This is a genomic window from Bacillus sp. ABR, from assembly GCF_056172715.1.
Genome location: NZ_JAOYSL010000002.1, coordinates 616,547 through 639,279, shown reverse-complemented (window position 1 = coordinate 639,279; position 22,733 = coordinate 616,547). Strand labels below are relative to the sequence as shown.

The window sequence follows — 22,733 nt, the reverse complement described above, 5'->3', positions numbered from 1 at the left end:
GGGATGGCATGGCTGCGGCTGATTTCATTAAGAAACTGGCGCCGGGAGCGCAAAAGGTTTACAAGAAATATAATGTGCTTGCGAGCCTTGTCATCGCTCAAGGCTGCCTTGAAAGTGGCTTTGGAGCAAGTGATCTATCTAAACAAGCTTATAATCTTTTTGGAGTAAAGGGGACCTACAAAGGAAAGTATGTCCTAATGTGGACCAAAGAACAGGATAAGCATGGAAACGAAACGAGAGTACAAGCCCCTTTTAGAAAGTATCCTTCTTTTGCCGAGAGTCTGGAGGATTTGGGGAGTCTTTACACTAGGCTCAGTCGCTATAAAGCGGTGGTCGGTGAAAAAGACTACCAAAAAGCTACAGCTGCTGTTGCAAAGGGTGGTTATGCGACTGACATCAATTATGCTACAAAATTAAACAGCATCATTTTTACTTACAAGCTCACACAATATGATAATTTAGATGATCTACTAGAAGAACCGAGTGAACCAGAAACACCAACGGGTCCTGATTACCCAAGCAAGGAATACGATGGAAAAGACATGCCACTCAATCAAAATTTACCGTCTGATGTGGATTTCCCGCAGCTGCATGTTTCAAGCAAGGATGGAAAGGAAGTCATAGAAATCACAGGTGCATCTGTTGATTTCACAGTTGATACAACAGGGAAAAAGTCGTTTACATTCTCGTTAGTTCGTACACAGGAAAATGCTGCAGAGTTTGAGTTGTTAGTGGTGGATAACATTTTATACCTCGATGAAAAGAAATATAATCATCAAAAATACTACATTACCAACGTGAGTCTTCATCAAGAGAATGGAATGCTGACAAAAACGGTTACAGCTGCGCATATCTTCTCTGTCCTGTTGATTAATAACAGAATTGAAAATACAGTTTCTAAGAAGTTAAGCATTAAAGAAGCCCTTGATATTGCCCTCAAAGGAACTGATTTCAAATATGTCATTCATGCAAAAGATGGTGAAATTTCTTCTGCGGAACAAGAAAACTTCGGTGAAAAAAATTCCACAGAGCTTATGGATGAAATCATTGAAGATTATGACATAGAGTTAGACGTAGATAATTACAAAATCCATGTTTACAAAAAGATGGGACAAGTAATAGACTTTGTGCTTGATAGTCGTTATAACATGCCGGGTATCACTATAACGACAGATTCCCAAAATTGTACCACTCGCGCGTGGGGATACGGCGCACAAAAAGAAACAGATTCCGATTCTGAATCAAAAGGTGATGACAAAACAACAGAAGATGAAAAAGAAGTGAAAAAAGATGAAGAGAAAGAGCCTGAGTATGTTTTTGAGCCAGTCCTTTACATTCATCCCGATGAAGATAAATTTCTCATTGAAGGTAAACCACGTTGGGCGGAGCCAATTAAAGACGAGAGGTACAAAAAATCTAGCAGCATTATTTCTGCGTTAAAGAAGCATGTTAACCCTTACCCAGAAATGACTGTAGAAGTAGAATTCCAAAAAATCTATGAACCGAAATTGCTTGAAATTGAACAAGATTTTTGGTTAGGTGACACAATCCATGTTATTGCGGATACTGCAGATGGAATAACCTTTGAGGATGATCTTAGGGTCATATCATTTCAGCATAACCCTCTCAATCCGTATAGCAGCCCAACGATAACATTTGCGAACTTCCGCAAGGACATTCAGCGTATCAATGTAGATCAAGTGAAGAAAATGAAAAATTTACAACGATATATAAACGACATGCTCAAGACGCTTAGATAGGGTCTTTTTATTTTTGCCAAAAAAGGAGTGAGAACATGGTAAGGCTGAGAAAACAATATGATACAACCCGAAACTCAAGATACGCTCATCAGTTGAGTGAAGATATGCAGTCTATAGAAAATCATTTGAATCAGAATGAAGATGATTTGAAACGACATAAAACAAGCGATATTGCTCATACATCTAATCAAATCAAACACGGATTGTATTCAGTTGCGAATCGAATAGACAACATATGGTCAAGAATAATCAATCTAGTATTAAATCACGATGGAAAAGACGTAAAAGAAGTCGTTGATATTCGTGTCGCTAGGGATGCATCCATTCATCCCACCGCAAAAGATCGTCTTGATTATGATTTCCAAATACTTGAGCAAGAAATTGAAGATTCTGCAGTTTCTCTCAATCTCAAAAAATTCATCAAGAAATACGGGAGCTTCACAGCAGGCTTTAAGGCTGCACTAAGCCTTGCAAAATTATATCCTGTGCATATTGTTGTGCCACCCGGTAATTACAAGCTGACGGAGACAGCCCGCATATATAAAAATACTCATTTGACCTTACAAGCTGGCGCCGTTATTAGGCGCGGATTTGTAGGATCAATGCTTGTAAATGGTGACAAAGACGATCAAACCAAAGGCTATGAGGGACACGGGAATTTGCTGATTGACGGTCAGGGAATGTTTGATAGCGCTGGTGATGAATATAAGGAACAGTCTTCTGTTTTAGGATTTGCTCACGCAGATGGAATAGTTATCAAAGGGATTCACATACGTGATGTTTGCGGAGGGCACGGTTTAGATTGTGCTGGTAACAAAAATGTGTTAATTGATGATGTCAAATTCTCAGGATATGCAGATTATAAGGGAGATAGGTGGTTTTCAGCAGCTATTCAATTGGACCTTATGAGATCGTCTGAAAACTTTGGGGCGTTTGGTAGCTATGACAATACCCCTTCTGAAAATATAATTGTTCAAAGGTGCCATTTCAGTAAATCAGATAAACTAGGCGGCTATGCACGAGCAATGGACTCGCATACTAGCACAGATGGTTTTTGGTATAAAAATATCAAGTTTTTATTCAACGTTGTGGAAGATACAACTGAATGGGCTGTTTCAGGAAACAAGTGGGAAGATGTCTTGATTGAAGGGAACACATTTTTAAATTGTGCATCTGGTGTAAGGTTGCTACTTCCGGCCGTTACATCAAAATATACGCAAGATAAGAATGGGAATCCTACAAATCGAATCAATAAAGTGAGAAGGCACATTGTTTCAAAAAATACTTTTATTAACGTAAAAGACCGCCACGCCGTACAAGTTTATGGACGTAAAGGTTATCAAACAATCGAAGATGTGAAAATTAATGGAAACTTTATAGATGGAGTTAAAGTAAAGCATGCTATTCATCTATCTGACGTAGTTGGCTTCACTGTTTCAGACAATGAGTTTAATAATGTAGGACATCATGGAGTTTTATTGACTCGTTGTAAGAATGGACAAGTTGATCTAAGCATTGGTAAAAATATTGAAGGAAACGGTATACGAGTGGAGTTTGGATGCGAAAACGTCAGCATCAACCGAACTCGACTAGATGAAGTAGGTTATTCAGGAATATCAGTTTCTGGAGACTCAAAAAACATTGATGTTGACGGAGCTAATATCAACAATGCGGGAAAGCGCACTTCCTCTTCAAATCCATATTATGGGGTCATCTTTATGGATGGTGTAGAAGATTCTTCGGTTAAATTTGTGACTGTCAGAGGAAAGAAATGCAGATACGCGATGTATTTGACCAGTAAATGCTCACGCATTCAGCATTTCGGCAACCGACTTAAAGGAGCCGGCGCAGAAGGTTCTTTGAAAGACAACAGCGTTGATCCTATTAAATCATTTGAAAATGTAACATGAGAGAGGTGATAACATGTTTCGCAAAAATGGTCCACTTGATTTTGATGTAAACGCGTATACCAGTTCAAGCGTATCAACCAGCATAAATTTTTGGACGCAGGACCGTCAGACAGCACGGTTGATATTTAAACTCACGAAAGATGGTGTGCCGTTACCTCTTGCAGCTGTCACAGGAAAACTTGTATTAGTTATGGCTGACGGCAGCCGATTCATTCGAGACGTAACAATTATTGATCGTGTCGAAGGTCAAGCTGAATACATCTTGTCAGACAATGAAGTTAAGCACTTTGGCTTAGTACAAGCTGAATTAAACTTGTACTATACAAATGATCAATCTATGTCTGTGCATCAGTTCTCTTTTAACATTTCAAAGTCACTCATTGATCAAGATATTGTACCGATCACCGAGTATTATGTAGACGAGTTTGAGGCATTAAGAGAGAAAATTAACGAACTGTATGAGGAAACAATTCAAACAATTGACGAGTTACGATCAAAATTTGAGGACTTGGAAAAGATTGAAACAAAACAGGGCGCGCAGTCTAAAGCAGATGCAGCACTTGCGGCAGCTAAAAAATACACGGATGCTCACGCAGAAACACCTGCAGGTGCAAATGATAAAGTATCGGCAGCACTGGAAGCGGCAAAAGAATACGTCGATCCGCACCTTGAAAACAAAAAGATTCACGTAACAGAATCAGAAAAAAGTAACTGGAATAACGGCCAGCTGCACAGGCTTACACCTAACGACGGTAAAGTTGCAAGGTTGCCAAACGGTACTGATATTTTTTTACTGCCAACGGGTTTTTATATGGGAGCAAATCTGTTAAATCTGCCTGTAGAGAATGATTCCAGCTTCTATTACATTGAAGTTTTAGAAACAGCATATCTTCAAGGGGATGTATATTATAAAAGAATTATAGCCACACGCTCATTTGATAATTTAACATGGATCGGTACGTTCCATGCACAGGGCTTTCGAGGGTGGAAACGTCTCATAACAGACGGAGACGCTGCAGTCACTTGGAAAAAACCTTCATTGTCCAAAGGATGGAAGCAATATGTATCATCAGATGGATTTCCACACACGTTATGCTACTCAAAAGATGCCTTGGGAGTGGTGGAGATCATCGGGTCTATTACTGGTGGAGTGATTGGTAATGATGTCGAGGCGTTTACATTACTTGAAGGATTCTTTCCCTTGCAGTCATTTCACTTTATTGGTGTAGCATCCAGTTTGGGGACACCGGGTGTACCACAATATCACCGAACCTATATAGGTACTGACGGTCGAGTTTGTGTTCAATCTTGTTCTAATACGGTAAACCCAAATGAATTTATTACGTTTGGGGTCCGTTTTAAAGCAAAGTAAATGTGGGAGGTGCGAATATGATCTGGGTGTATAAATATGATGAAAACTACATTTGGCAAGCAGACAAAGACATCGAAGTAGATGTAGAAAACGGAGAGGAAATCCCCAAAGGCTATACAGATAAACAGCCGCCAGATGGGCTATTTATTGCAAAGTACGATCCCAAAAAAGAAGAGTGGTTTGAATCAGCAACACAAGAATACATTGATAGTTTGCAGCCTGATCCACCGCCACCAGATGATGTAGCGCTGCTAAAAAAACAAGTCGCTCTACTTACATTGCAGCTTTCGCAGCTGCAGAGAGGCGGGGTATCATGATTTATCCAACGGCGTCCGACATTAAAGTATTTTGGGATTGGGGCGTTTACACTCTTGAAATAATGAGAGAGTATGTCTCTTTAAAGGTAATCACAAAAGAAGAATTTGAGCAGATCACTGGCGTTTCATTCGACAAGCCAGCTGCTTCTGCAGATTTAGGTTCTACAGCATCTTAACAGGTGCTTTTTATTTTGCCTTCGAAAGGAGGTGACAAACGAATGGGGGATATAAAATTGTTTATTAACTTTGAAACTTTGGATTTAGCGAAGACTTATTTATTTGGCGGAGTGAAATTTTTGGACTTGCTCTTGCTGTTGAGTGTCATCGATGTGTTGACAGGAATCATTAAAGCATGGAAGATCGGCAAGCTACGCAGCCGAACTGCATGGTTCGGTTACGTGCGAAAAATGCTTAGTTTTGTTGTCGTGATTGTGGCCAACATTATTGATCAGATTATGGGTTTAAATGGAGTGCTGACCTTTGGGACAGTGCTTTTTTATATTGCAAACGAAGGTCTTTCTATAGTAGAGAACCTTGCACAGATCGGCGTTAAAATTCCGGCTGCAATCACTGACAGATTGCACGTGATTGAAAATGATAGTCAAAAAGAAGAATCAGAAAAGAAAGCTGCTGAGTAATCGGCGGCTTTTTTCTATATAAAAACAAATTAAGGAGTAGATGAACATGACAAAGAAAATTATGATTGATCCGGGACACGGCGGGCACGATCCGGGTGCAGCAGCAAACGGATTAAAAGAAAAAGATCTTGTACTAACTATCGCAAAGAAAACAAAAGCGATTCTTGAAAAGGTGTACGGGGCAACGGTCAAACTCACACGATCTACTGACGTTTACGTTGATCTGTCTCAAAGGGCAAGACTAGCAAATAATTGGGGCGCCGATTATTTTGCTTCTATCCATATCAATGCAGCTGGCGGCACAGGCTTTGAGACGTATCGTTTCGATAAATTATCAGCAGCATCCAGCACTGGCAAGCAGCAAAAGATCGTACATGATTCTATTTATAACAAGATCAAAGCTAAAACATCAGACCGCGGGAAAAAGTCTAAAAATCTTGCAGTATTGCGAGAGACAAAAATGCCAGCAATCCTAACAGAAAACCTTTTCATTGATCGGGAAAAAGATGCTGCGTTGCTGAAACAAGATGCGTTTCTGAATTTGTTGGCCGAGGGTCATGCGGAAGGGATCGCGGCGGCTGTCGGTTTAAAAAAGGTATCCTCTTCAACTAAAACAAAGCCTAAAAAGGAAACGGCGCCAAAAGGCAATAAAATGGCCGTGGTGAAGCCGAATGCGGACGGGTGGCTATGGGTCTATGATAAGCCGAATTGGTCAGCAAAGCACAAAAAGGTGAAACCTGGTGAAGCATTTACGATTGATAAGACTGTGACGGTTAACGGATCGAAAATGTATAAACTTAAATCAGGTTTATACATCACGGCTGCATCTAAATATGTTCAGGTAAAACAAAAGTAAAATGAAAAGCCCTTCCTTATTGGAGGGGGCTTTTTTACGTTTAGTACTTCATGATGTCTCCTCAATGGATAAAATACTACTATTAAAAAGTTCTAAATACAAATAATTCTATTATATTACAATAAAATCTTAAATTTACCTTAAATATCCTCTAAAGTCTTTATTTAAATTTGAAGTAAAACTATACTAAAGGAGCTTTAAATTACATAAATAGGAGGATTAATAGGTGAAAATCACTAACAAGGTTTTAAGTTTACTATTAATATTTTCATTATTTGTAGGTGTTACGGGTTTTATTCCACAAGTGAAAGCTGTCGGTCAAGACGAAGATGAGGTTTATTTAGAAGATAGTAGTGTGATTATTGAAGAAGATAATGATGCTGATGCTGAAGAAGAACTTGAAGAAATTCAAGGAGTGGAAGAAAACTCGGATGAAGGTACTCTAAGCGAAGAAGAACTAAAAAGTATTAAAATAACTACTCAATCTTGGGATAGAGGTGGTTTTAACGGAGGTCGTATCGGAGGCGGCGGTGGAGGTGGTTCCATTGTACCAAAGCCAAAACCAACACCAAAACCAACAGCGAAACCTAAGCTTCCTGCAAAAGGTTTTAAATCTGGTGCAGCAGGTGAAAAATTCCTAAATGATTATGTAGGTGGAGTTGGGCATAAGGTATATAAAAATGTTCGAGTATATGATCATAAAAAAGGTAAATGGGTAAAAGAGAAAAGAATTGTGGACGCTTATGTTCCAAGTACAAGAGTGGCACATGAATCAAAAGTTGGTTACACAAGTCTATCAAATTTTGTAAGAAAACAGATTGACAAAGATGTAGCTTTAAGAAAGGCTGGTCAAGTGGATGGTGTGAAGTGGCACTTTTTTAAAAGTGCTAAAACTGGTAAAATAGGAGCAACTAAAAATTTAAGAGAATATTTAAAGAAAAAGAAAGTTCCTTATCAATACCACGACTAATGTTTTGGAGGCTATTAAATGGATTACCCTCTAATGGAACCACCATTTGAAGTAGGATCACACGAATCACTTTCTAAAAAAAAGGCGCAAATTCTTTTTGATTGGTTTATTGATGAAATACCTCAAAGGATATCTGTTTTAGAAGAATTTACGAATGGTGAAGTAGATTTTAATTATACACCGGAATCTTTAATTGACGTGTATAGTTGGTACTTATCTCAAATTGAAATTTATGAGTTATCCGAAGAAGAAATAGGAATAAAACTTGAAAGATTAAGTCAATATCCTGACTTTATTTATCAAGATGAAAAAGAACGGTTACTAGCTAATCCAGTTGAAATTGGAAAAGTGGATTATGCGATAGCAATGGATATTGGTATATATTATGGGGAAACCGTTAGGAAAAACTATCCGCAAGTGAAGTGGACATACTTTACTAAGCCTAAATCACATCCCTTTTTAAATAAGCCAGTATTATATTTTAATGATGCTGATGATGACATGATATCTTATGAAAGAGAACCAATCGATATGATGTTTGTTCTTAATCAAAGAATAAAAAGAGGAGAGATTACAGATCACAGTCTGTATGAACTTTATCAATACGATGTGAATGAAATTCTCGGCATCTTTGAGGATCCTGAAGATTAAGATAAGAGCAACTTCTGACTTGGAAGTTGCTTTTTTTTTTGTGTATCAGACATTTGGATACAGAAAGGTTGGTTAACTGATATTAAAACCGCCATTCTCTTTTCTCTTTATCCCATTTCAATTCTTCTTTTTCCAGAAGGTTTTTGACTGCTTGCCTAACAGTCTTTTCGTCTTTACCTGTTTTTCTTTTCAGATCATCAATTGTTGGATTCTTACGGAACCGGCTCATGTTGTAGATGATTCGGTAAAGCTTCCTTTCAAGATCCGTCACGGCATACCCTCCTATAAATACAGAATATACGTTCGATTATAAAGGTAAATAAATAGCCCTACAAGTCGAAGGGCTATTTCAAAATAGTTGATTTACTTTTAATGATCATGTTATCTCCTGATCGTTCGTAGGAGAATTTGGCTGCGCTCTTATCACTTATGTATGGCACTTTCCAAAATACAGATAACTGCGAAATCGAGTCATTATCCGATCCAATCTTAGCGGCTATATCTTCACTAAGCATTTCCGTCATATTATAAGATGTTTTAGCAGAATTTTTTGCATCAAATGATAAGTGAACAAGAGCAATTAATTTATTTGGCTCACCCGATCCCATATCTTCATTTATTTCAATTTTTTCAATTGAAGCAGTAGTGTAATTATCTTCTATAATAGATTCAATTTCATATTCAGCATCACTTTTTAAAGATTCTAATTCATCTTCTTCATCTGCTGCATCTGACTCGTATGTTTCTTCGGAATTTGTTTCATTCAGTTTTGTGAGTAAACCAATTTCGGTTTTAAAGCTCAAATTATCATCTTCAAAATATAAGCGAGCTGTCGAGTCATTCTCAATTCCTTTTTCTCCTTCGTATTCCCAAACGAAATCATTGTCTCCCTCATTTTCTTCTGATATAGCGGAACCACCAACAATTTTTTTTACTTCTTCAGGGGTCATTCCTTCTTTTAATTGTTTATATTTTTGAGGAGTTATAGATGAAATTTTGTAACTCTCGTATTTCCAAACAAATGAATTCAAAAATGATATTGATAACAATATAAGAAGACAAGTAATAAAAACGCCTTTACCTAATTTCCTTGACTTTGAGAAAATTAATAGAATAAGGCCTATACAAATTCCTATAACCATTATACCGGCAAATATCGAAATGAAAATTCCCATTTTGTCCCCCCTAAGAATGGCGCTCTTCTGAGTCAATAACCATTATATAACAATGATGGAATTTATGAAGCCTTTTTAACGAATTCATCGTTCAGGATGTTATAATTTATATGGGAAATTAATAATTGGGGTGTGTTATATGCATTTCCGCAAAGAATCAGTTGACGAAATCATCAAATATGACGATTACCCTTATAAGGTCTATACAAGGGTTTCGACAGATCGCGACGAGCAAATAAGTTCTAAAGAAAACCAGATCGACGTTTGCAGGTACTGGATTGAGCAACACAATTACGAATGGGATGACCGTTCTGTTTTGTTAGATGATGGTATTAGTGGTACTGTTCTTGAAGATAGGGCAGCAATGAAATACATTTTTTCATTGGCAGAAAAGAAAGAAATAAAAATGGTGATTTTTAAGTCCATCACACGTCTTGCCCGTGACTTAAAAGATGCGTTATACATCAGAGAGATTCTAGTGTCTAATGGGGTTCGTGTCGTTACACTCGAAGAAGACTACGACTCCCTTTACGAGAGTAAAGCGTCAATGAAATTTGAAATGTCTGCTCTGTTTGCGGAGCAGTTACCTAAGTCTATGTCAGTCAATATAAGTGGTGTACTTGCAGCAAAAGCACGCCGTGGGGAGCACTCTGGGCGTGTACCATATGGTTATACGAAAGATGGTAAACACCTTGTAATTAACGAAAGTGAAGCTCAAGTAATTAGGATGATTTTCCACCTTTATAATAACGAGGGGCTAGGTCAGAAAAGAGTTACATATGCATTGCAAGAAAAATGCAAAATTGGTGAAATACCTCCTCCTAGAACAACAAGAAATTGGCAGCTTACAACAGTTCAAACCATATTAAAAAATCCAATTTATTGTGGTGTGCACATTGCTAATAGACATACCACGATCAAAGTTGATGGCAGAAAAAAATTTATAAGAAATCCACCTGAAAAATGGAACGTTTATGAAGACTTTTGCCCGCCGATTGTCTCAAGGGAAGAGTGGGAGAAAGCAAATAATAAACCAACAGTTAATAAAAAAACTAAATTCACACCTTGGAATGAGCTGAGACAACTGCTTATTTGCGGGAAATGCGGATCTAATATGGTCATTATCCAAACCAGCAGAGCCAAAAAAAACGGAGAGAAAACTTATTGGAAATATGTTAAATGCAGTAATTACAGGAGATCTGGTCCCGAAGGCTGTGTGAACCATGTTCCCATCACTTATGAAGAGGTCCGAGATTTAGTGATTGAAAATCTCATCGAATTCTCTAGGGATATATCACACGATTACAAAAAAAATGCATTTGAGCAAAAAGAAAAACAAATAAATTCTATTAAAGCAGAGTTAAAATCTCTAGAAGCGAAAAATAAAAGGTTGCTTGAACTTTATTTAGAAGATCAAATGATTACCAAAACAGAATTTCAAATGAAGCGAAATGACATTCAAGCTAAAATTGTTAAGCTTGAACAGAGTTTATTTTCCTTACAGCAGGTCCATGATGAGAAAAGTTCAATGATGGAAATGCAAGCTGTTCTTCGAGAGCTTGAAGACAAAGAGAACGATTTGAAGCATGTGTTTGATAAGCTCATTGATCATATTGTGATCCACCCAAACGGGAAAATGAATTTTCATTATAGATTTAAATGATCCTGTAAGTTATACTCATTTGTAAAAGGTATGCATAACAAATGCCATGCAAAAGCTAGGAGTCAAAGGCCGTTCACAGGCCGTAGTCGAGCTTCTGCGTATGGGTGAGCTAGAGCTCTAAAGTCAGCCGGTTTTCCTTCCATATCGGGAAGGAACCGGTTATTTCTATATGGTTTCCATGAGTCTCTTCTTGCATTTTCTTTGAAAAACGAGGAAAATAGACATGTACGTTTTAATCAAAGTGAGATGCTATAGTGAGGTATCAATAAAATGGAAACGAATGAGTCTGGCCATGTTGCAGAGATTGAAAAATCATTGCGCCACATTGCTGCAATTATTAAGCAAAAAGGCAGAGAAATCCTGAATCAATATACAATTACACCTCCACAATTCATCGGGCTTCAGTGGCTCTATGAATTCGGAGATATGACAATAGGTGAGCTGTCACAAAAGATGTATTTGGCTTGCAGCACAACCACTGATTTAATTGATAGAATGGAAAAAAGTGAACTTGTCGAACGGGTGAAAGATCCATCTGACCGCCGCGTGGTTCGCATTCATTTATTGCCTGAAGGCGAGAGGATCATTCAAGAAGTGATTGCTAAACGCCAAGAATACGTCAGTGAACTTCTAGGGGCTTTCTCAGAAGAAGAAGCCATCGTTTTCAACCAATCCTTAACGAAACTACAGCAGCAAATGAAAAGAAAATGAGGCGATTTTGTTGGATCAACCAATCGGCGTCATTGATTCCGGCGTCGGCGGTTTAACCGTTGCAAAGGAAATCATGAGACAACTGCCAAAAGAAAACATCATTTATGTAGGCGATACAAAACGATGTCCATATGGCCCTCGTAAAGAAGAAGAAGTTCTTCAATATACTTGGGAAATGGCGCACTACTTATTAAAACACCACCATATTAAAATGCTCGTCATTGCGTGCAACACAGCAACAGCGATCGCACTGGACGAAATCAAAGCAACGCTTGATATTCCGGTCATTGGTGTCATTCAGCCCGGCGCCCGTACAGCGATCAAGGTGACAAACAATCAGCACATTGGCGTTATTGGCACAGTCAATACGATCAAAAGCGAGGCATACAAAGAAGCGCTGCTGTCACTAAAAGCAGGTCTAACGGTTCAAAGCCTGGCGTGTCCGCTCCTTGTCCCATTTGTGGAAAGCGGTACGTTTTTAGATCAGACAGCAGAGGCAGTGGTGAAAGACTCCCTTGAACCAATGAAAGAAACAGGAATTGATACACTTATTCTGGGCTGCACACACTATCCGATTTTAAAAGAGCCGATTCAGCGCTTTATGGGCAGTGATGTCAGCATCATTTCATCAGGGGATGAGACAGCGAGAGAAGCGAGTACGATTCTCTCATATAAAGGGCTGTTAAATACCTCTAAAGAAGCACCTGTCCATACATTTTACACAACAGGACAGCAGCAAAATTTCCAAAACATCGCTCGTGACTGGTTTGGCTACCTGCCAGGAAAGGTCGAAACCGTGTCACTTGAACACATCTATCAGCAATAACCCCTTCTACTTGAAGCGGGTTATTTTTTTATGAAAAGGGTCTAATCCTCGGGGGAAGCTCGTATACATAGTAGTACAAACTACTAGAGGAGGGTGAAGTATGCTGAAAAAAGGATCTACAGCAGCTGTTACGTGTATCGCGTCAGCCATGCTTTTGTCAGGATGCGGATTGTTTCAAACAGACCAAGCGAAAACAGAGATTGATCCACCACAAAACGTCACATATGTGAAAGAAAATAAAGAAGATAAACAAACAGCCAAAGAAGGAAAAGAAGAGAAGCAGGCAGATACGGTGATGAGAGAATTATATTTAATTGATAAAAACGGGTATGTCGTATCTCAATCCATTCCGCTGCCGAAAAATGAAGGAAGTGCCAAACAAACCCTTGAATATCTCGTGGACGGGGGACCTATTTCTAACTTAATGCCGAATGGATTCAGAGCAGTGTTGCCTGCGGACACGAGCGTATCTGTCGATATTAAAGATGGAACGGCGATTGTGGATTTTTCAAATGAATTTAAAAACTATAAAAAAGAAGACGAACAGCGAATCCTGCAATCTGTTACTTGGACGTTAACACAGTTTGATTCCATAGCCAAAGTTAAATTGAAGATGAATGGACATGAACTAAAAGAAATGCCTGTGAACGGTACACCCATCTCAGATGATTTAAGCAGAGAAGACGGTATTAATATCCAGCACGAGGCTACCGCTGATATGACTTCAACAAAGCCTGTTACTGTCTACTATTTAGCTGAATCTGATGAACAGACCTACTACGTTCCGGTCACCACAAGAGCACCAAAAGACGAGGATGATCCGATTACAGCAGCAATTGATGAGCTCGTCTCTGGACCAAGCAAAAAAAGCCATTTGCTTACAGACTTTGATCAAGATGTGAAGCTGAATGATGTACCAAAAGTAAAAGATGGACATGTGACACTTGATTTCAACGAATCTATTTTTGGCAGTGCAGATGAAAAGAAAAAGGTGATTTCACAAAAAGTTCTTAATAGCATTGTGCTCACATTAACCGAGCTGCCGGACGTCAAAAGCGTATCTGTTAAGGTCAACGGCAAGGCTGAGCTTGTGAACGAAAAAGGAGCAGAGCTCACAAAGCCGGTTTCACGACCAGAACAAGTGAATACAGGTAGTTTTTAACGTCACACATTGATATAATGGAGAAAAAGAGGCATGCATATTCGCTGCCTCTTTTTTATTCCGAGCGGTTAGAACAAGCCGAGGTTGTCAAAGTTAGTAGGAGAACCCCGCTGGCATACGCGCGGAATGTATATCGTAACGGAGGTAAAACATGAGATTAGATGAAAGACAATATGACGAATTGAGAAAAATTGAAATAGAGGCAGGCTACATCACGCACCCAGAAGGCTCTGTCTTAATCTCAGCGGGAAATACGAAGGTGATTTGTAACGCATCGATCGAAGACCGCGTACCTCCTTTTTTAAGAGGAGAAGGAAAAGGCTGGATTACAGCAGAATATAGCATGCTACCAAGAGCAACTGCACAAAGAACGATAAGAGAATCATCTAAAGGAAAAGTCACAGGACGTACGATGGAGATCCAGCGTTTAATTGGACGAGCACTCCGCGCAGTCGTTGACTTAGAAAAGCTTGGCGAACGCACGATTTGGATTGATTGTGATGTCATTCAAGCAGACGGCGGCACACGCACAGCGTCCATCACAGGTGCTTTTGTTGCCATGACACTCGCGATTCAAAAGCTGCGAGCTGAAGGAGTTATCAAAGAAAACCCGATTACTGATTATTTAGCGGCGATATCCGTAGGAATTGATTCTCAGCAAGGTCTTCTGTTAGATTTAAACTATGAAGAAGATTCTTCTGCTGAAGTAGATATGAATGTCATCATGACAGGCGCTGGACGCTTTGTTGAACTTCAAGGAACAGGTGAAGAAGCGACATTCTCAAGAGAACAGCTAAACGGACTGCTTGATTTAGCCGAAAAGGGCATCAAAGAATTAATCGAAAAGCAAAAAGCAGTAACAGGAGAAGTCATCGAATAAAGAGAAGGGTTTGATCAGGATGAAAACAGCCATCATTGCAACGCACAATGCGGGCAAAGCGAAAGAATTCAAAGCCATTCTTGAGCCAAAAGGATTCACGGTCAAAACACTAGCAGACATTGGCTTTACTGAAGAGATTGAAGAAACAGGACAAACCTTCGAAGAAAATGCCATCATCAAAGCGGAGGCCATTCAAGCCAAAGCAGGTGAAATGGTCATTGCAGACGATTCCGGTCTGTCCATTGATTATCTAGGCGGGAAACCTGGCGTGTATTCAGCGAGATACGCAGGTGAGCATAAAGACGATGCGGAGAATGTGGAAAAAGTGCTGAGCGAACTTCAAGGTATTGAAAAAGAAGACCGCACAGCCAGATTCAGATGTGCCCTTGCTGTCAGCATACCGGGAAAAGAAACAAAGACGGTAGAAGGATCAGTAGAAGGCTTCATCGCAGAAAAGCCAATCGGCGAAAATGGCTTCGGATACGACCCAATTTTCATCGTCAAAGACAAAGACCAGACGATGGCCGAATTATCACCAGAGGAGAAAAACAAGATCAGCCATCGAGCGGTCGCGCTTCAAAAGCTTTCATCACTGCTAGACGCAAATGAATAAGGGGGAATGAAGCCATGAAGATACTCATTATTAGTGACAGTCATGGACTCACAGACGAACTTCAAACCATTGCCAAACGGCATGAGGCTGAAGTCGACATGATGATCCACTGCGGAGATTCAGAACTCGAAACGAACCACCCAGCACTCGAAGGATACAAAGTCGTCAAAGGAAATTGTGACTTTATGGGCGATTTTGAAGAAGAGCTCCTGCTCCCACTTGATGGAGGCGGAAAACTATTTCTCACTCACGGACATCTGCATGGCATCAAACAATCCTTACTTCAAGTCTACTACCGTGCAGAAGAGCTAGGCGCAGACATTATCTGCTTTGGCCACTCGCACATCCCGGGCAGTGAACTGCTAAGAGGAAAACTCCTCATTAACCCAGGCAGCGTGCACCTGCCAAGAGTGCGAAAAGAGCGCAGCTATGCTATACTGACACTAGATGGAAGCGAAGCAAACGTACAGTTTTTCACAGACGAAGGTCAGGTCATACAAGACCTCGAAAACACTGTCACATTGGAAGGTATTTCATAAGGGTGCAGCATTTGCCCCTTATGAAAAAACTTTCGAAAAACCGTTGACTTTAAAGAACAATAGTAATATAATAAATCTTGTCGCTGAGGTAATACACCACAGCACACTACATAACAACATGTCCCAGTAGCTCAGCAGGATAGAGCAACGGCCTTCTAAGCCGTCGGTCGGGAGTTCGAATCTCTCCTGGGACGTAATTAAATAATGAATGATTACAAAAAAAACGTCTAACCTAATATTTGGACGTTTTTTTGATTGCTTATTTCCCGGCTTTGAAATAGTCTTTTAAAATCAAGTGATGTGTTCAAGTAAATTTAATAAAACAAAGCAGTAAAAAGATGTATTTAATTAATTTTTATTTATAGAACTAATAATTTCAATTCGATCTTGAATGCTTCCTGTATCGAGTTCGCTCAATAATGTTTCTATCTCTCCACTAATTTTAAACTTATAAATCCCATCTTCTTGTATGAGGTGCACTCCTATATCACAAGTTCTACTTACTTGTTTTGAGCTAAGTGAAATATCTTTAAAAATATTAAGCATTATCCTTAAACTACCCCAAAAATCTTTCTCACCAATATTTAAATCATATTTTTTTTCTGTGAATTTAATCCTATTGGGAGATTCAAGGAAATCTCCTGGATATACAATATTTATTGATCCATTTTCTAAAATTGTGAGATTTGTTCCAAAATGTTTGTTTGAGAGAAATCCAACTCTAAGGAAAATACTCGTTTCATTAGCACCTATCCAAGAAGCGACTACTACGCTGGCATCTATATCTTCTTCAAATATTGGATTTTCAGATTTACATGCATCTAGTACACTTTTAAATAAAATTTCAATATTATTTGTATCTTTAATTTCATGTGATGCTAATGTTTCTTTTAGTTTAAATAGATAATCGGACAGACCTGCTCCACTCGCCCATCCCATATTTCTCAAGTTAACAAGTTTAACATGACCATCTTCAAAACCATGTTCTTGGTAGCGCCCGAAGTTTATTCTGTTATCAGATAGAATAATTGAAAATTCTTTATTTACATATGATAAAACTGCAGTCAACTTTACCCCTCCTTATGGCTATATTTCGCTAGATAGTTACATTTATCCTCTAAAAATAAAAATTCACACTTAATGAAAACTTAAAGAATCTATGAAAAATCATAAAATTAGTAAGCTTTCATAACATAAATAACTAAAAAGCTCCATGATTTGATTCTAACTTAAACATTACTATTGTTCCCAAAGAATAATTTTATTTATATAATAGTAAAAAATGAAGTTGATCTTAATAGACCTGTTTTTAAAATTATCAATTTCACAATTGGGATCTATGTTCCAAACATGCCTTTGAAAAGTGCTGAAAGGAATGATCACTTGTAAAATATCAATCCAACAAACCTACTATATGAAAATGGAGAGACAACAAACCACTCAGAAGGTAATCAATTATTCGCCAAACAGATCGGTCATATAGAGATCACGAGCGGTCATATCGCTGCCTGTGATCCTTTTGTTTCAGAAGGGACCAATCGTTTACAAGGAAAGTTACTCTAGGAAAATATCCTATTCTACTTTTAGTAAAGCGATTAGAAAGTGGTGACGAACGCGTCGTCTATGCAATGATCAAGTTTACAAACGAGCAACCAATAGAATGGGAGCTTGCCACAAGATCAGGACAGGATATCAAACAATTGAAAGAAGACGAGTTCTTCGGCTACGGTGTAAATGCGGGAATGGGCTGTTTCATTGATGCGGAGGCAGCACTATATCTTCAAGCTTATGAGGATAAACGATATAAAGAGGACAATGATTTTTATCTTTATGAGGAATTTGCAGAAGCGCTTGAACAAAACTACAAGCACACATGGGGCTGGCTCGTCACCCGTTTCATGACAAGGTGGACATTGCCATGTTTACGACAGGTTTCGGTGACGGGATGTACCCAAGCTTTTGGGGGCAAGATAAAAACGGGGAACCAGCTTGCCTTGTGACGGATTTTCTAATAATGGACTGAGAAGAAACCCATGAATCATCATGGATTTTTTAATGGGGAAATAGAAAAATATGAGTAATGCCAGCAATTAATTAATATAAATATGAAATAATTCAAATGTGAAAGTTTGATTTTAAAAATTTATAGGTGCATTGGGGAAACAGTAAGTAAATAAGTAATAAATATATATATAAGTAACAAAAACATGAAAAAAATAAATAACTATCCGATATTTGTTATGTAAACAAATAGAAGGAGTGTGGTTATCTTGAAAAAATGGCTTTTTATTTTCATTTTATTATTTTCTGCATTAAGTTATCCATTACAATCTATTAAAGCAGAAAAAGCAGAAACGCTTGAATGGGAAAAACGAGCAGAATTGCCGGATGCAAGAGTAGGTGCTGTAAGTGAAGTGTATGAGGGGAAAATTTACGTAATTGGTGGAACAGGTCCGAGCAAGCAATTTACTAATACTACTTATGTATACGATACTAAGCAAGATAAGTGGTCAGAAAAAGCTAGTATGAAAACAGGCCGTATGGGTGCTGCCAGTGTTATTGTAGGTGATCATATATATGTAATGGGTGGTAGAACAGAACAAGGACTTACAAATAGTGTAGAAGTTTATAATATCAAAACAGATACATGGGAGGGTGTAGAAGATCTCCCATTTGAATTTAAGATAGCTCCATATGATTTATATGCAGGTGTTATAGATAATAAAATCTATATTTTGGGTTATAGAAGTACCTTAAAGCATTTGGTGGACAGTAACACGTATAGTTACGATATAAAAACAAAAGAATGGACAAAGAAGAAAAAATTCGAAAATGACGCTCCAGCTGGAGATTCTGTAGTTATAAAAAATAAACTCTATGTTTTATCTGGACAAGCAACGTTTGAATACGATCCATCAATAGATCAGTGGACAAGTTTAGGACTGGGGGGAATTGGGAGTTATTATGATGCATTGAACTTTGAAGATTTAATTATAAGAACAGGTGGAGTTCCCAAAGTCACTCTCTATGATAAAAAAACTAAGACATCAAGAACTATCCCTAATTCTTCAGCTCCTTATCGAATGGGGCACGTATCTGCCATTGTTGATGATACACTTTACGTAATTGGAGGTATTCCGCAAAGTAATGATACCCCTACCCACGCTAGGGACAATTTCAAATCTAATTTATCTATTTCACTAAAAAGTCTTAAGAACAGTGATACTACAGCTCCTTCAGGTGAGAAAGACCCGGATCCAGCAACACCACCAAAAACTAATCCAGGAGACAAAGACCCAGAACCAACAACACCGCCTAAAGACGATGCAACAAATGAAGACGGCGATGCACTACTCATCATCACAATGGTCAATGGCTTGCAAAAAGAGTATGACCTCTCCATGAAAGAAGTCAACGCTTTCCTATCATGGTACAAAAAGCGTGATGCAGGAGAAGGTCCAGGTTTTTATGAAATTGACGAGCATGACAATAACAAAGGTCCATTTGAAAGTAAAAAGGATTATGTAGTGTTTAAAAACATTCTCATGTTCGAAGTCAATAAATATAAGAAGTAATTGAAATCAAAGCCATCTAGTCGCCTAGGTGGCTTTTGCGTTAGTTCGACAGCTTTCAGCAATTTTAAGGCAAATTTAAGCTCGGATTTTATTTCAAATGTATTAAATCTTTGTTACAATAAGACAGCTTTGCTCAAAAGAGACATTCCAAGGTTCGACATTTTTTTAGCAATTCTTAAAAATTTTATGTTTTAACATGAAACTCTTTTGATGATCCATGCGTCTCTATAAGTGTCAAAAGAAAAGAGGTTATCAATATGCTATTCAAAAAGCTATCAGAAAATAAGTCTGTAAAATGGATAGGATATACAAGCTTTTACTTACTTATTTTGCTATTATTGTTCTTTATTTACGGATTCCACACAGCAAATACGGGATCATTCATTTACAACGATTTTTAATTGGAGATTAAACTATGAAACTATTACACACGATTCATGAATACCAGCAAACGAAACCAACACAGCCAGCATTTGTTTCTCAACAGGCGTCGATCACATATGATGAGCTTTGGCATTTATCAGACCAAATGGCTGGTGCGATCGATGCAGTCGCAGCTGGCAGTGAACCTGTCATTGTCTACGGTCATATGGAGCCAGAGATGCTGATTTCTTTCTTAGGCAGTGTAAAATCAGGCAGACCTTATATTCCGGTCGACATCTCGATACCTGTCGAGCGCATCGTCTCAATCATTGAAAGCTCAAAAGCCAGTCTATTGATATGTGCAAATGAGCAGAATGTATTAGATGTAGAAGAGCACATTGAAGTGAAAAGTGCGGCATCGCTTTTAGCACTTGAAAAAGAAGCACCGCCATCCACGCAGTGGGTTCAACAAGATGATGTTTTCTACATTATTTATACGTCTGGCAGTACCGGAAAACCGAAGGGCGTTCAGGTAACCGCCAATAATTTAGAAAGCTTTACAGAGTGGATGTGCCGGGATTTCCCAATTGGTGAGGGACGCACATTCTTAAATCAAGCACCATTTTCTTTTGACTTATCAGTGATGGATCTCTATCCAGCGCTTCAATCAGGCGGCACGCTATACTGTTTAGTAAAAGAACTCGTCAATAAGCCAAAGGATATGTTTGCAGCACTTGGTCAATCTGACGTTGAAGTGTGGACATCCACACCATCCTTTGTGCAAATGTGCTTAATGGACCCTTCCTTTACAGGAGAGCTTTTACCAGAGCTGAACGTTTTCTTGTTCTGCGGTGAGGCGCTTCCTGTAGCTGTAGCAAGTGCACTTCTGGAGCGTTTTCCAAAGGCGCAGGTCTTTAATACGTATGGTCCAACTGAAGCAACTGTTGCGATCACATCGATTGAAGTCACGCAGGAGATTCTTGATCAGCACGATTCTTTACCAGTCGGGTATGCCAAACCTGATACAGATATCGTCATTTTAGATGAAGAAGGCAAGACACTTTCTGATGGTGAGAAAGGCGAAATTGTCATCGTGGGGCCAAGCGTCACGAGAGGCTACTTAGGTGAACAAGCCTTAACGGATAAAGTGTTCTTTGAATACGAAGGACGCCCTGCTTACCGCACAGGTGACGCAGGTGTGGCGCAGGATGGATTAATTACGTGCCACGGTCGTCTCGACTATCAAATTAAGCTTCATGGATACCGGATGGAGCTTGAAGAAATTGAATATCATGTAAGCGAGACAACCTATGTCAATGCTTGTGTGATTGTGCCATTCCAGCCAAACGGTCATGTCGAGTACTTGATTGCAGCGATTGTTCCAGCAGCTCATTCATTTGAAAAAGAGTATCAGCTGACAAGTGCGATTAAGAAAGAAATGGCGGATTCACTGCCAGCGTACATGATTCCAAGAAAGTTTGTCTATCTTGAGCAGCTTTACATGACGCCAAACGGGAAGGTTGACCGTAAGAGAATCGCGAAAGAGGTTCTTCTATGATTCCGTTTAGTTCATTCTTTTTCTTCATTCTAATTGGTATTCTTCTTTTGCCGACAATCATTCTTGGTCTTCGCGGCAAAAGAATGCAGGGCTACAACATGTTTGCAACGGTTGTGGCACTCGCGCTTATTTTCTCAAAAGATGCACATGGCGCACTGCTGCTCTTCTTGTTCACGGTGTGGCAAGTCTTAATCATTCGCCTGTACCTTGCATACCGGTTAAAGGCAAATCAGGCATCCGTTTTCTATGCAGCAGTGGTGGCATCAATTTTGCCGCTTGTGCTGTCAAAGGTATTACCGTTCTTTTTAACTCATCAGCCGCACCAGCCGCCGCCAATAAACTGGCTGAGCTTTTTGGGGATCTCGTACTTAACATTTAAAGGTGTTCAGTTAATTATCGAGACAAGAGACGGCTTGATTAAGAAGAAAATTCCGATTCATCGTTTGGTCTATTTCATTGTCTTTTTCCCGACGATTTCATCAGGTCCGATTGACCGTTACCGCCGATTTGAAAAAGATATGGATACACCGCCTGAAAAGGAAGCATACAGTGATCTTCTGTATTCCGGTATTCATAAAATTTTCATTGGCTTCTTATATAAGTTCATTATTGGTTATCTGATTCACACGTATATTCTGATGAATATTCATCACATTAGCAGCAGTCACTTTGTTCAGCAGTTAACGTATATGTATGCTTACAGCATGTATTTGTTCTTTGACTTTGCTGGATATACAGCATTTGCTGTAGGTGTGAGTTATATTATGGGCATTAAATCGCCAGAGAACTTTAATAAACCGTTTATCAGCCGCAATATTAAAGACTTCTGGAATCGCTGGCACATGTCCCTGTCCTTCTGGTTCAGAGACTACGTGTTTATGAGATTTGTGTTCTTTATGACCAAAAAGAAGTGGATCAAGAACCGTATGGCTGTATCAAATATCGGGTACTTTGTCCTCTTTCTATTGATGGGTGCTTGGCATGGTCTTGCCCTTCAATATATTATTTACGGACTATATCATGCAGTTGTTATGTCCGGTTACAATTTATTTGAGAAATGGAATAAAAAGCACAAGTGGTGGCCGGATAATAAGGTCACAATGGTTGTGTCTATCATTATTACATTCCATGTGATTTGTTTCGGATTTTATATTTTTTCAGGAAAACCATTTCATCATTAATGATTAAGGGAGT

General features: G+C 38.9%; 24 protein-coding genes, 1 tRNA gene and 2 pseudogenes. 24 read left to right on the top strand and 3 right to left on the bottom strand.

The window, feature by feature from the left end; all coding sequences use genetic code 11:
- The first annotated feature begins 8 nt into the window (after nucleotides 1-8).
- From OIT90_RS08690 to OIT90_RS08650, 9 genes are all read left to right on the top strand, one after another.
- Entirely contained in the window at nucleotides 9-1,760 is a 1,752-nt protein-coding gene (locus OIT90_RS08690) for a phage tail protein (RefSeq protein ID WP_474892448.1), read from the top strand.
- Between the two features lie 35 nt (nucleotides 1,761-1,795).
- Complete coding sequence (locus tag OIT90_RS08685; protein ID WP_474892447.1) at nucleotides 1,796-3,670, top strand: right-handed parallel beta-helix repeat-containing protein; 1,875 nt, start codon at nucleotides 1,796-1,798, stop codon at nucleotides 3,668-3,670.
- Between the two features lie 13 nt (nucleotides 3,671-3,683).
- The gene (locus OIT90_RS08680) at nucleotides 3,684-5,042 is read left to right on the top strand and encodes a phage baseplate upper protein (RefSeq protein ID WP_474892446.1); all 1,359 of its coding nucleotides are present in this window, start codon (nucleotides 3,684-3,686) and stop codon (nucleotides 5,040-5,042) included.
- Between the two features lie 17 nt (nucleotides 5,043-5,059).
- Nucleotides 5,060-5,359 (top strand): hypothetical protein, encoded by a 300-nt coding sequence (locus OIT90_RS08675; RefSeq protein ID WP_087975764.1) that lies wholly within the window; start codon nucleotides 5,060-5,062, stop codon nucleotides 5,357-5,359.
- On the top strand, nucleotides 5,356-5,535 hold the full coding sequence (locus OIT90_RS08670; RefSeq protein WP_172880036.1) for an XkdX family protein: 180 nt from the start codon (nucleotides 5,356-5,358) through the stop codon (nucleotides 5,533-5,535). Before OIT90_RS08675 ends, OIT90_RS08670 begins: the two co-directional genes overlap by 4 nt.
- 42 nt (nucleotides 5,536-5,577) lie before the next feature.
- Nucleotides 5,578-5,997 (top strand): phage holin family protein, encoded by a 420-nt coding sequence (locus OIT90_RS08665; protein WP_172880038.1) that lies wholly within the window; start codon nucleotides 5,578-5,580, stop codon nucleotides 5,995-5,997.
- A gap of 46 nt (nucleotides 5,998-6,043) precedes the next feature.
- Nucleotides 6,044-6,853 carry an N-acetylmuramoyl-L-alanine amidase gene (locus OIT90_RS08660; protein WP_474892445.1) on the top strand — a complete coding sequence of 270 codons (810 nt, stop codon included), beginning with the start codon at nucleotides 6,044-6,046 and terminating at the stop codon, nucleotides 6,851-6,853.
- A gap of 226 nt (nucleotides 6,854-7,079) precedes the next feature.
- Nucleotides 7,080-7,823 (top strand): hypothetical protein, encoded by a 744-nt coding sequence (locus OIT90_RS08655; protein ID WP_172880043.1) that lies wholly within the window; start codon nucleotides 7,080-7,082, stop codon nucleotides 7,821-7,823.
- An 18-nt stretch (nucleotides 7,824-7,841) separates the two neighbouring features.
- Nucleotides 7,842-8,474, top strand: a complete 633-nt coding sequence (locus tag OIT90_RS08650) for a hypothetical protein (RefSeq protein ID WP_172880045.1) — start codon at nucleotides 7,842-7,844, stop codon at nucleotides 8,472-8,474.
- Between the two features lie 82 nt (nucleotides 8,475-8,556).
- On the opposite strand, the gene OIT90_RS08645 is transcribed toward OIT90_RS08650, so the two are convergent.
- Nucleotides 8,557-8,745 carry a BlaI/MecI/CopY family transcriptional regulator gene (locus tag OIT90_RS08645; RefSeq protein ID WP_474892444.1) on the bottom strand — a complete coding sequence of 63 codons (189 nt, stop codon included), beginning with the start codon at nucleotides 8,743-8,745 and terminating at the stop codon, nucleotides 8,557-8,559.
- A gap of 73 nt (nucleotides 8,746-8,818) precedes the next feature.
- A complete protein-coding gene (locus OIT90_RS08640; RefSeq protein ID WP_111292887.1) occupies nucleotides 8,819-9,649 on the bottom strand; it encodes a hypothetical protein in 831 nt (276 codons plus the stop codon).
- 139 nt (nucleotides 9,650-9,788) lie between these two features.
- Between OIT90_RS08640 and OIT90_RS08635 the strand changes: the two genes are divergently transcribed.
- The 9 genes and pseudogenes from OIT90_RS08635 (at nucleotide 9,789) to OIT90_RS08595 (ending at nucleotide 16,237) form a co-directional block, all read left to right on the top strand.
- Nucleotides 9,789-11,312 (top strand): recombinase family protein, encoded by a 1,524-nt coding sequence (locus OIT90_RS08635; protein ID WP_172881680.1) that lies wholly within the window; start codon nucleotides 9,789-9,791, stop codon nucleotides 11,310-11,312.
- A 34-nt stretch (nucleotides 11,313-11,346) separates the two neighbouring features.
- Nucleotides 11,347-11,433 (top strand): annotated as a pseudogene (gene gerE / locus OIT90_RS08630) (spore germination transcription factor GerE); the annotation flags it as partial.
- 149 nt (nucleotides 11,434-11,582) lie between these two features.
- Nucleotides 11,583-12,023, top strand: a complete 441-nt coding sequence (locus OIT90_RS08625; protein WP_024423206.1) for a MarR family winged helix-turn-helix transcriptional regulator — start codon at nucleotides 11,583-11,585, stop codon at nucleotides 12,021-12,023.
- Between the two features lie 7 nt (nucleotides 12,024-12,030).
- Nucleotides 12,031-12,849 carry a glutamate racemase gene (racE, locus tag OIT90_RS08620; RefSeq protein ID WP_126681500.1) on the top strand — a complete coding sequence of 273 codons (819 nt, stop codon included), beginning with the start codon at nucleotides 12,031-12,033 and terminating at the stop codon, nucleotides 12,847-12,849.
- Nucleotides 12,850-12,949: 100 nt separating this feature from the next.
- Nucleotides 12,950-14,011 (top strand): GerMN domain-containing protein, encoded by a 1,062-nt coding sequence (locus tag OIT90_RS08615; RefSeq protein WP_212051516.1) that lies wholly within the window; start codon nucleotides 12,950-12,952, stop codon nucleotides 14,009-14,011.
- A 151-nt stretch (nucleotides 14,012-14,162) separates the two neighbouring features.
- Nucleotides 14,163-14,891: a ribonuclease PH gene (gene rph / locus OIT90_RS08610; RefSeq protein WP_024427165.1), complete on the top strand. Its 729-nt coding sequence runs from the start codon at nucleotides 14,163-14,165 to the stop codon at nucleotides 14,889-14,891.
- A gap of 10 nt (nucleotides 14,892-14,901) precedes the next feature.
- Entirely contained in the window at nucleotides 14,902-15,504 is a 603-nt protein-coding gene (locus tag OIT90_RS08605) for an XTP/dITP diphosphatase (RefSeq protein WP_162860205.1), read from the top strand.
- A 14-nt stretch (nucleotides 15,505-15,518) separates the two neighbouring features.
- On the top strand, nucleotides 15,519-16,043 hold the full coding sequence (locus tag OIT90_RS08600; RefSeq protein WP_039180464.1) for a YfcE family phosphodiesterase: 525 nt from the start codon (nucleotides 15,519-15,521) through the stop codon (nucleotides 16,041-16,043).
- A gap of 120 nt (nucleotides 16,044-16,163) precedes the next feature.
- Nucleotides 16,164-16,237: transfer RNA gene (locus tag OIT90_RS08595), tRNA-Arg, on the top strand.
- Nucleotides 16,238-16,391: 154 nt separating this feature from the next.
- Here the strand turns inward: OIT90_RS08595 and OIT90_RS08590 are convergent.
- Nucleotides 16,392-17,111 (bottom strand): hypothetical protein, encoded by a 720-nt coding sequence (locus OIT90_RS08590; RefSeq protein ID WP_059375735.1) that lies wholly within the window; start codon nucleotides 17,109-17,111, stop codon nucleotides 16,392-16,394.
- A gap of 479 nt (nucleotides 17,112-17,590) precedes the next feature.
- Here OIT90_RS08590 and OIT90_RS08585 point away from each other — a divergent pair.
- The 6 genes and pseudogenes from OIT90_RS08585 to dltB form a co-directional block, all read left to right on the top strand.
- Nucleotides 17,591-17,899: pseudogene (locus tag OIT90_RS08585) on the top strand (DUF4241 domain-containing protein); the annotation flags it as partial.
- A gap of 17 nt (nucleotides 17,900-17,916) precedes the next feature.
- Nucleotides 17,917-18,066, top strand: coding sequence for a DUF4241 domain-containing protein (locus OIT90_RS08580; RefSeq protein ID WP_394722197.1), 150 nt, complete (start codon nucleotides 17,917-17,919; stop codon nucleotides 18,064-18,066).
- 247 nt (nucleotides 18,067-18,313) lie between these two features.
- A complete protein-coding gene (locus OIT90_RS08575; RefSeq protein WP_059375729.1) occupies nucleotides 18,314-19,618 on the top strand; it encodes a Kelch repeat-containing protein in 1,305 nt (434 codons plus the stop codon).
- Between the two features lie 251 nt (nucleotides 19,619-19,869).
- The gene (locus OIT90_RS08570; protein ID WP_024427820.1) at nucleotides 19,870-20,019 is read left to right on the top strand and encodes a teichoic acid D-Ala incorporation-associated protein DltX; all 150 of its coding nucleotides are present in this window, start codon (nucleotides 19,870-19,872) and stop codon (nucleotides 20,017-20,019) included.
- 14 nt (nucleotides 20,020-20,033) lie between these two features.
- On the top strand, nucleotides 20,034-21,539 hold the full coding sequence (dltA, locus tag OIT90_RS08565; protein ID WP_268464406.1) for a D-alanine--poly(phosphoribitol) ligase subunit DltA: 1,506 nt from the start codon (nucleotides 20,034-20,036) through the stop codon (nucleotides 21,537-21,539).
- Nucleotides 21,536-22,720 (top strand): D-alanyl-lipoteichoic acid biosynthesis protein DltB, encoded by a 1,185-nt coding sequence (gene dltB, locus OIT90_RS08560; RefSeq protein ID WP_058838319.1) that lies wholly within the window; start codon nucleotides 21,536-21,538, stop codon nucleotides 22,718-22,720. Before dltA ends, dltB begins: the two co-directional genes overlap by 4 nt.
- Nucleotides 22,721-22,733 lie beyond the last annotated feature (13 nt).

What these genes read in the sequence shown, in the direction of transcription:
- OIT90_RS08650 (WP_172880045.1), top strand. Translation starts at nt 7,842, where the DNA reads ATGGATTACCCTCTAATGGAACCACCATTTGAAGTAGGATCACACGAA.
- dltA (WP_268464406.1), top strand. Translation starts at nt 20,034, where the DNA reads ATGAAACTATTACACACGATTCATGAATACCAGCAAACGAAACCAACA.
- dltB (WP_058838319.1), top strand. Translation starts at nt 21,536, where the DNA reads ATGATTCCGTTTAGTTCATTCTTTTTCTTCATTCTAATTGGTATTCTT.
- OIT90_RS08635 (WP_172881680.1), top strand. Translation starts at nt 9,789, where the DNA reads ATGCATTTCCGCAAAGAATCAGTTGACGAAATCATCAAATATGACGAT.
- OIT90_RS08600 (WP_039180464.1), top strand. Translation starts at nt 15,519, where the DNA reads ATGAAGATACTCATTATTAGTGACAGTCATGGACTCACAGACGAACTT.
- OIT90_RS08615 (WP_212051516.1), top strand. Translation starts at nt 12,950, where the DNA reads ATGCTGAAAAAAGGATCTACAGCAGCTGTTACGTGTATCGCGTCAGCC.
- OIT90_RS08640 (WP_111292887.1), bottom strand. Translation starts at nt 9,649, where the DNA reads ATGGGAATTTTCATTTCGATATTTGCCGGTATAATGGTTATAGGAATT.
- OIT90_RS08580 (WP_394722197.1), top strand. Translation starts at nt 17,917, where the DNA reads ATGGGGCTGGCTCGTCACCCGTTTCATGACAAGGTGGACATTGCCATG.
- OIT90_RS08680 (WP_474892446.1), top strand. Translation starts at nt 3,684, where the DNA reads ATGTTTCGCAAAAATGGTCCACTTGATTTTGATGTAAACGCGTATACC.
- OIT90_RS08660 (WP_474892445.1), top strand. Translation starts at nt 6,044, where the DNA reads ATGACAAAGAAAATTATGATTGATCCGGGACACGGCGGGCACGATCCG.
- rph (WP_024427165.1), top strand. Translation starts at nt 14,163, where the DNA reads ATGAGATTAGATGAAAGACAATATGACGAATTGAGAAAAATTGAAATA.
- OIT90_RS08685 (WP_474892447.1), top strand. Translation starts at nt 1,796, where the DNA reads ATGGTAAGGCTGAGAAAACAATATGATACAACCCGAAACTCAAGATAC.
- OIT90_RS08665 (WP_172880038.1), top strand. Translation starts at nt 5,578, where the DNA reads ATGGGGGATATAAAATTGTTTATTAACTTTGAAACTTTGGATTTAGCG.
- OIT90_RS08670 (WP_172880036.1), top strand. Translation starts at nt 5,356, where the DNA reads ATGATTTATCCAACGGCGTCCGACATTAAAGTATTTTGGGATTGGGGC.
- OIT90_RS08675 (WP_087975764.1), top strand. Translation starts at nt 5,060, where the DNA reads ATGATCTGGGTGTATAAATATGATGAAAACTACATTTGGCAAGCAGAC.
- OIT90_RS08690 (WP_474892448.1), top strand. Translation starts at nt 9, where the DNA reads ATGGCTGCGGCTGATTTCATTAAGAAACTGGCGCCGGGAGCGCAAAAG.
- OIT90_RS08625 (WP_024423206.1), top strand. Translation starts at nt 11,583, where the DNA reads ATGGAAACGAATGAGTCTGGCCATGTTGCAGAGATTGAAAAATCATTG.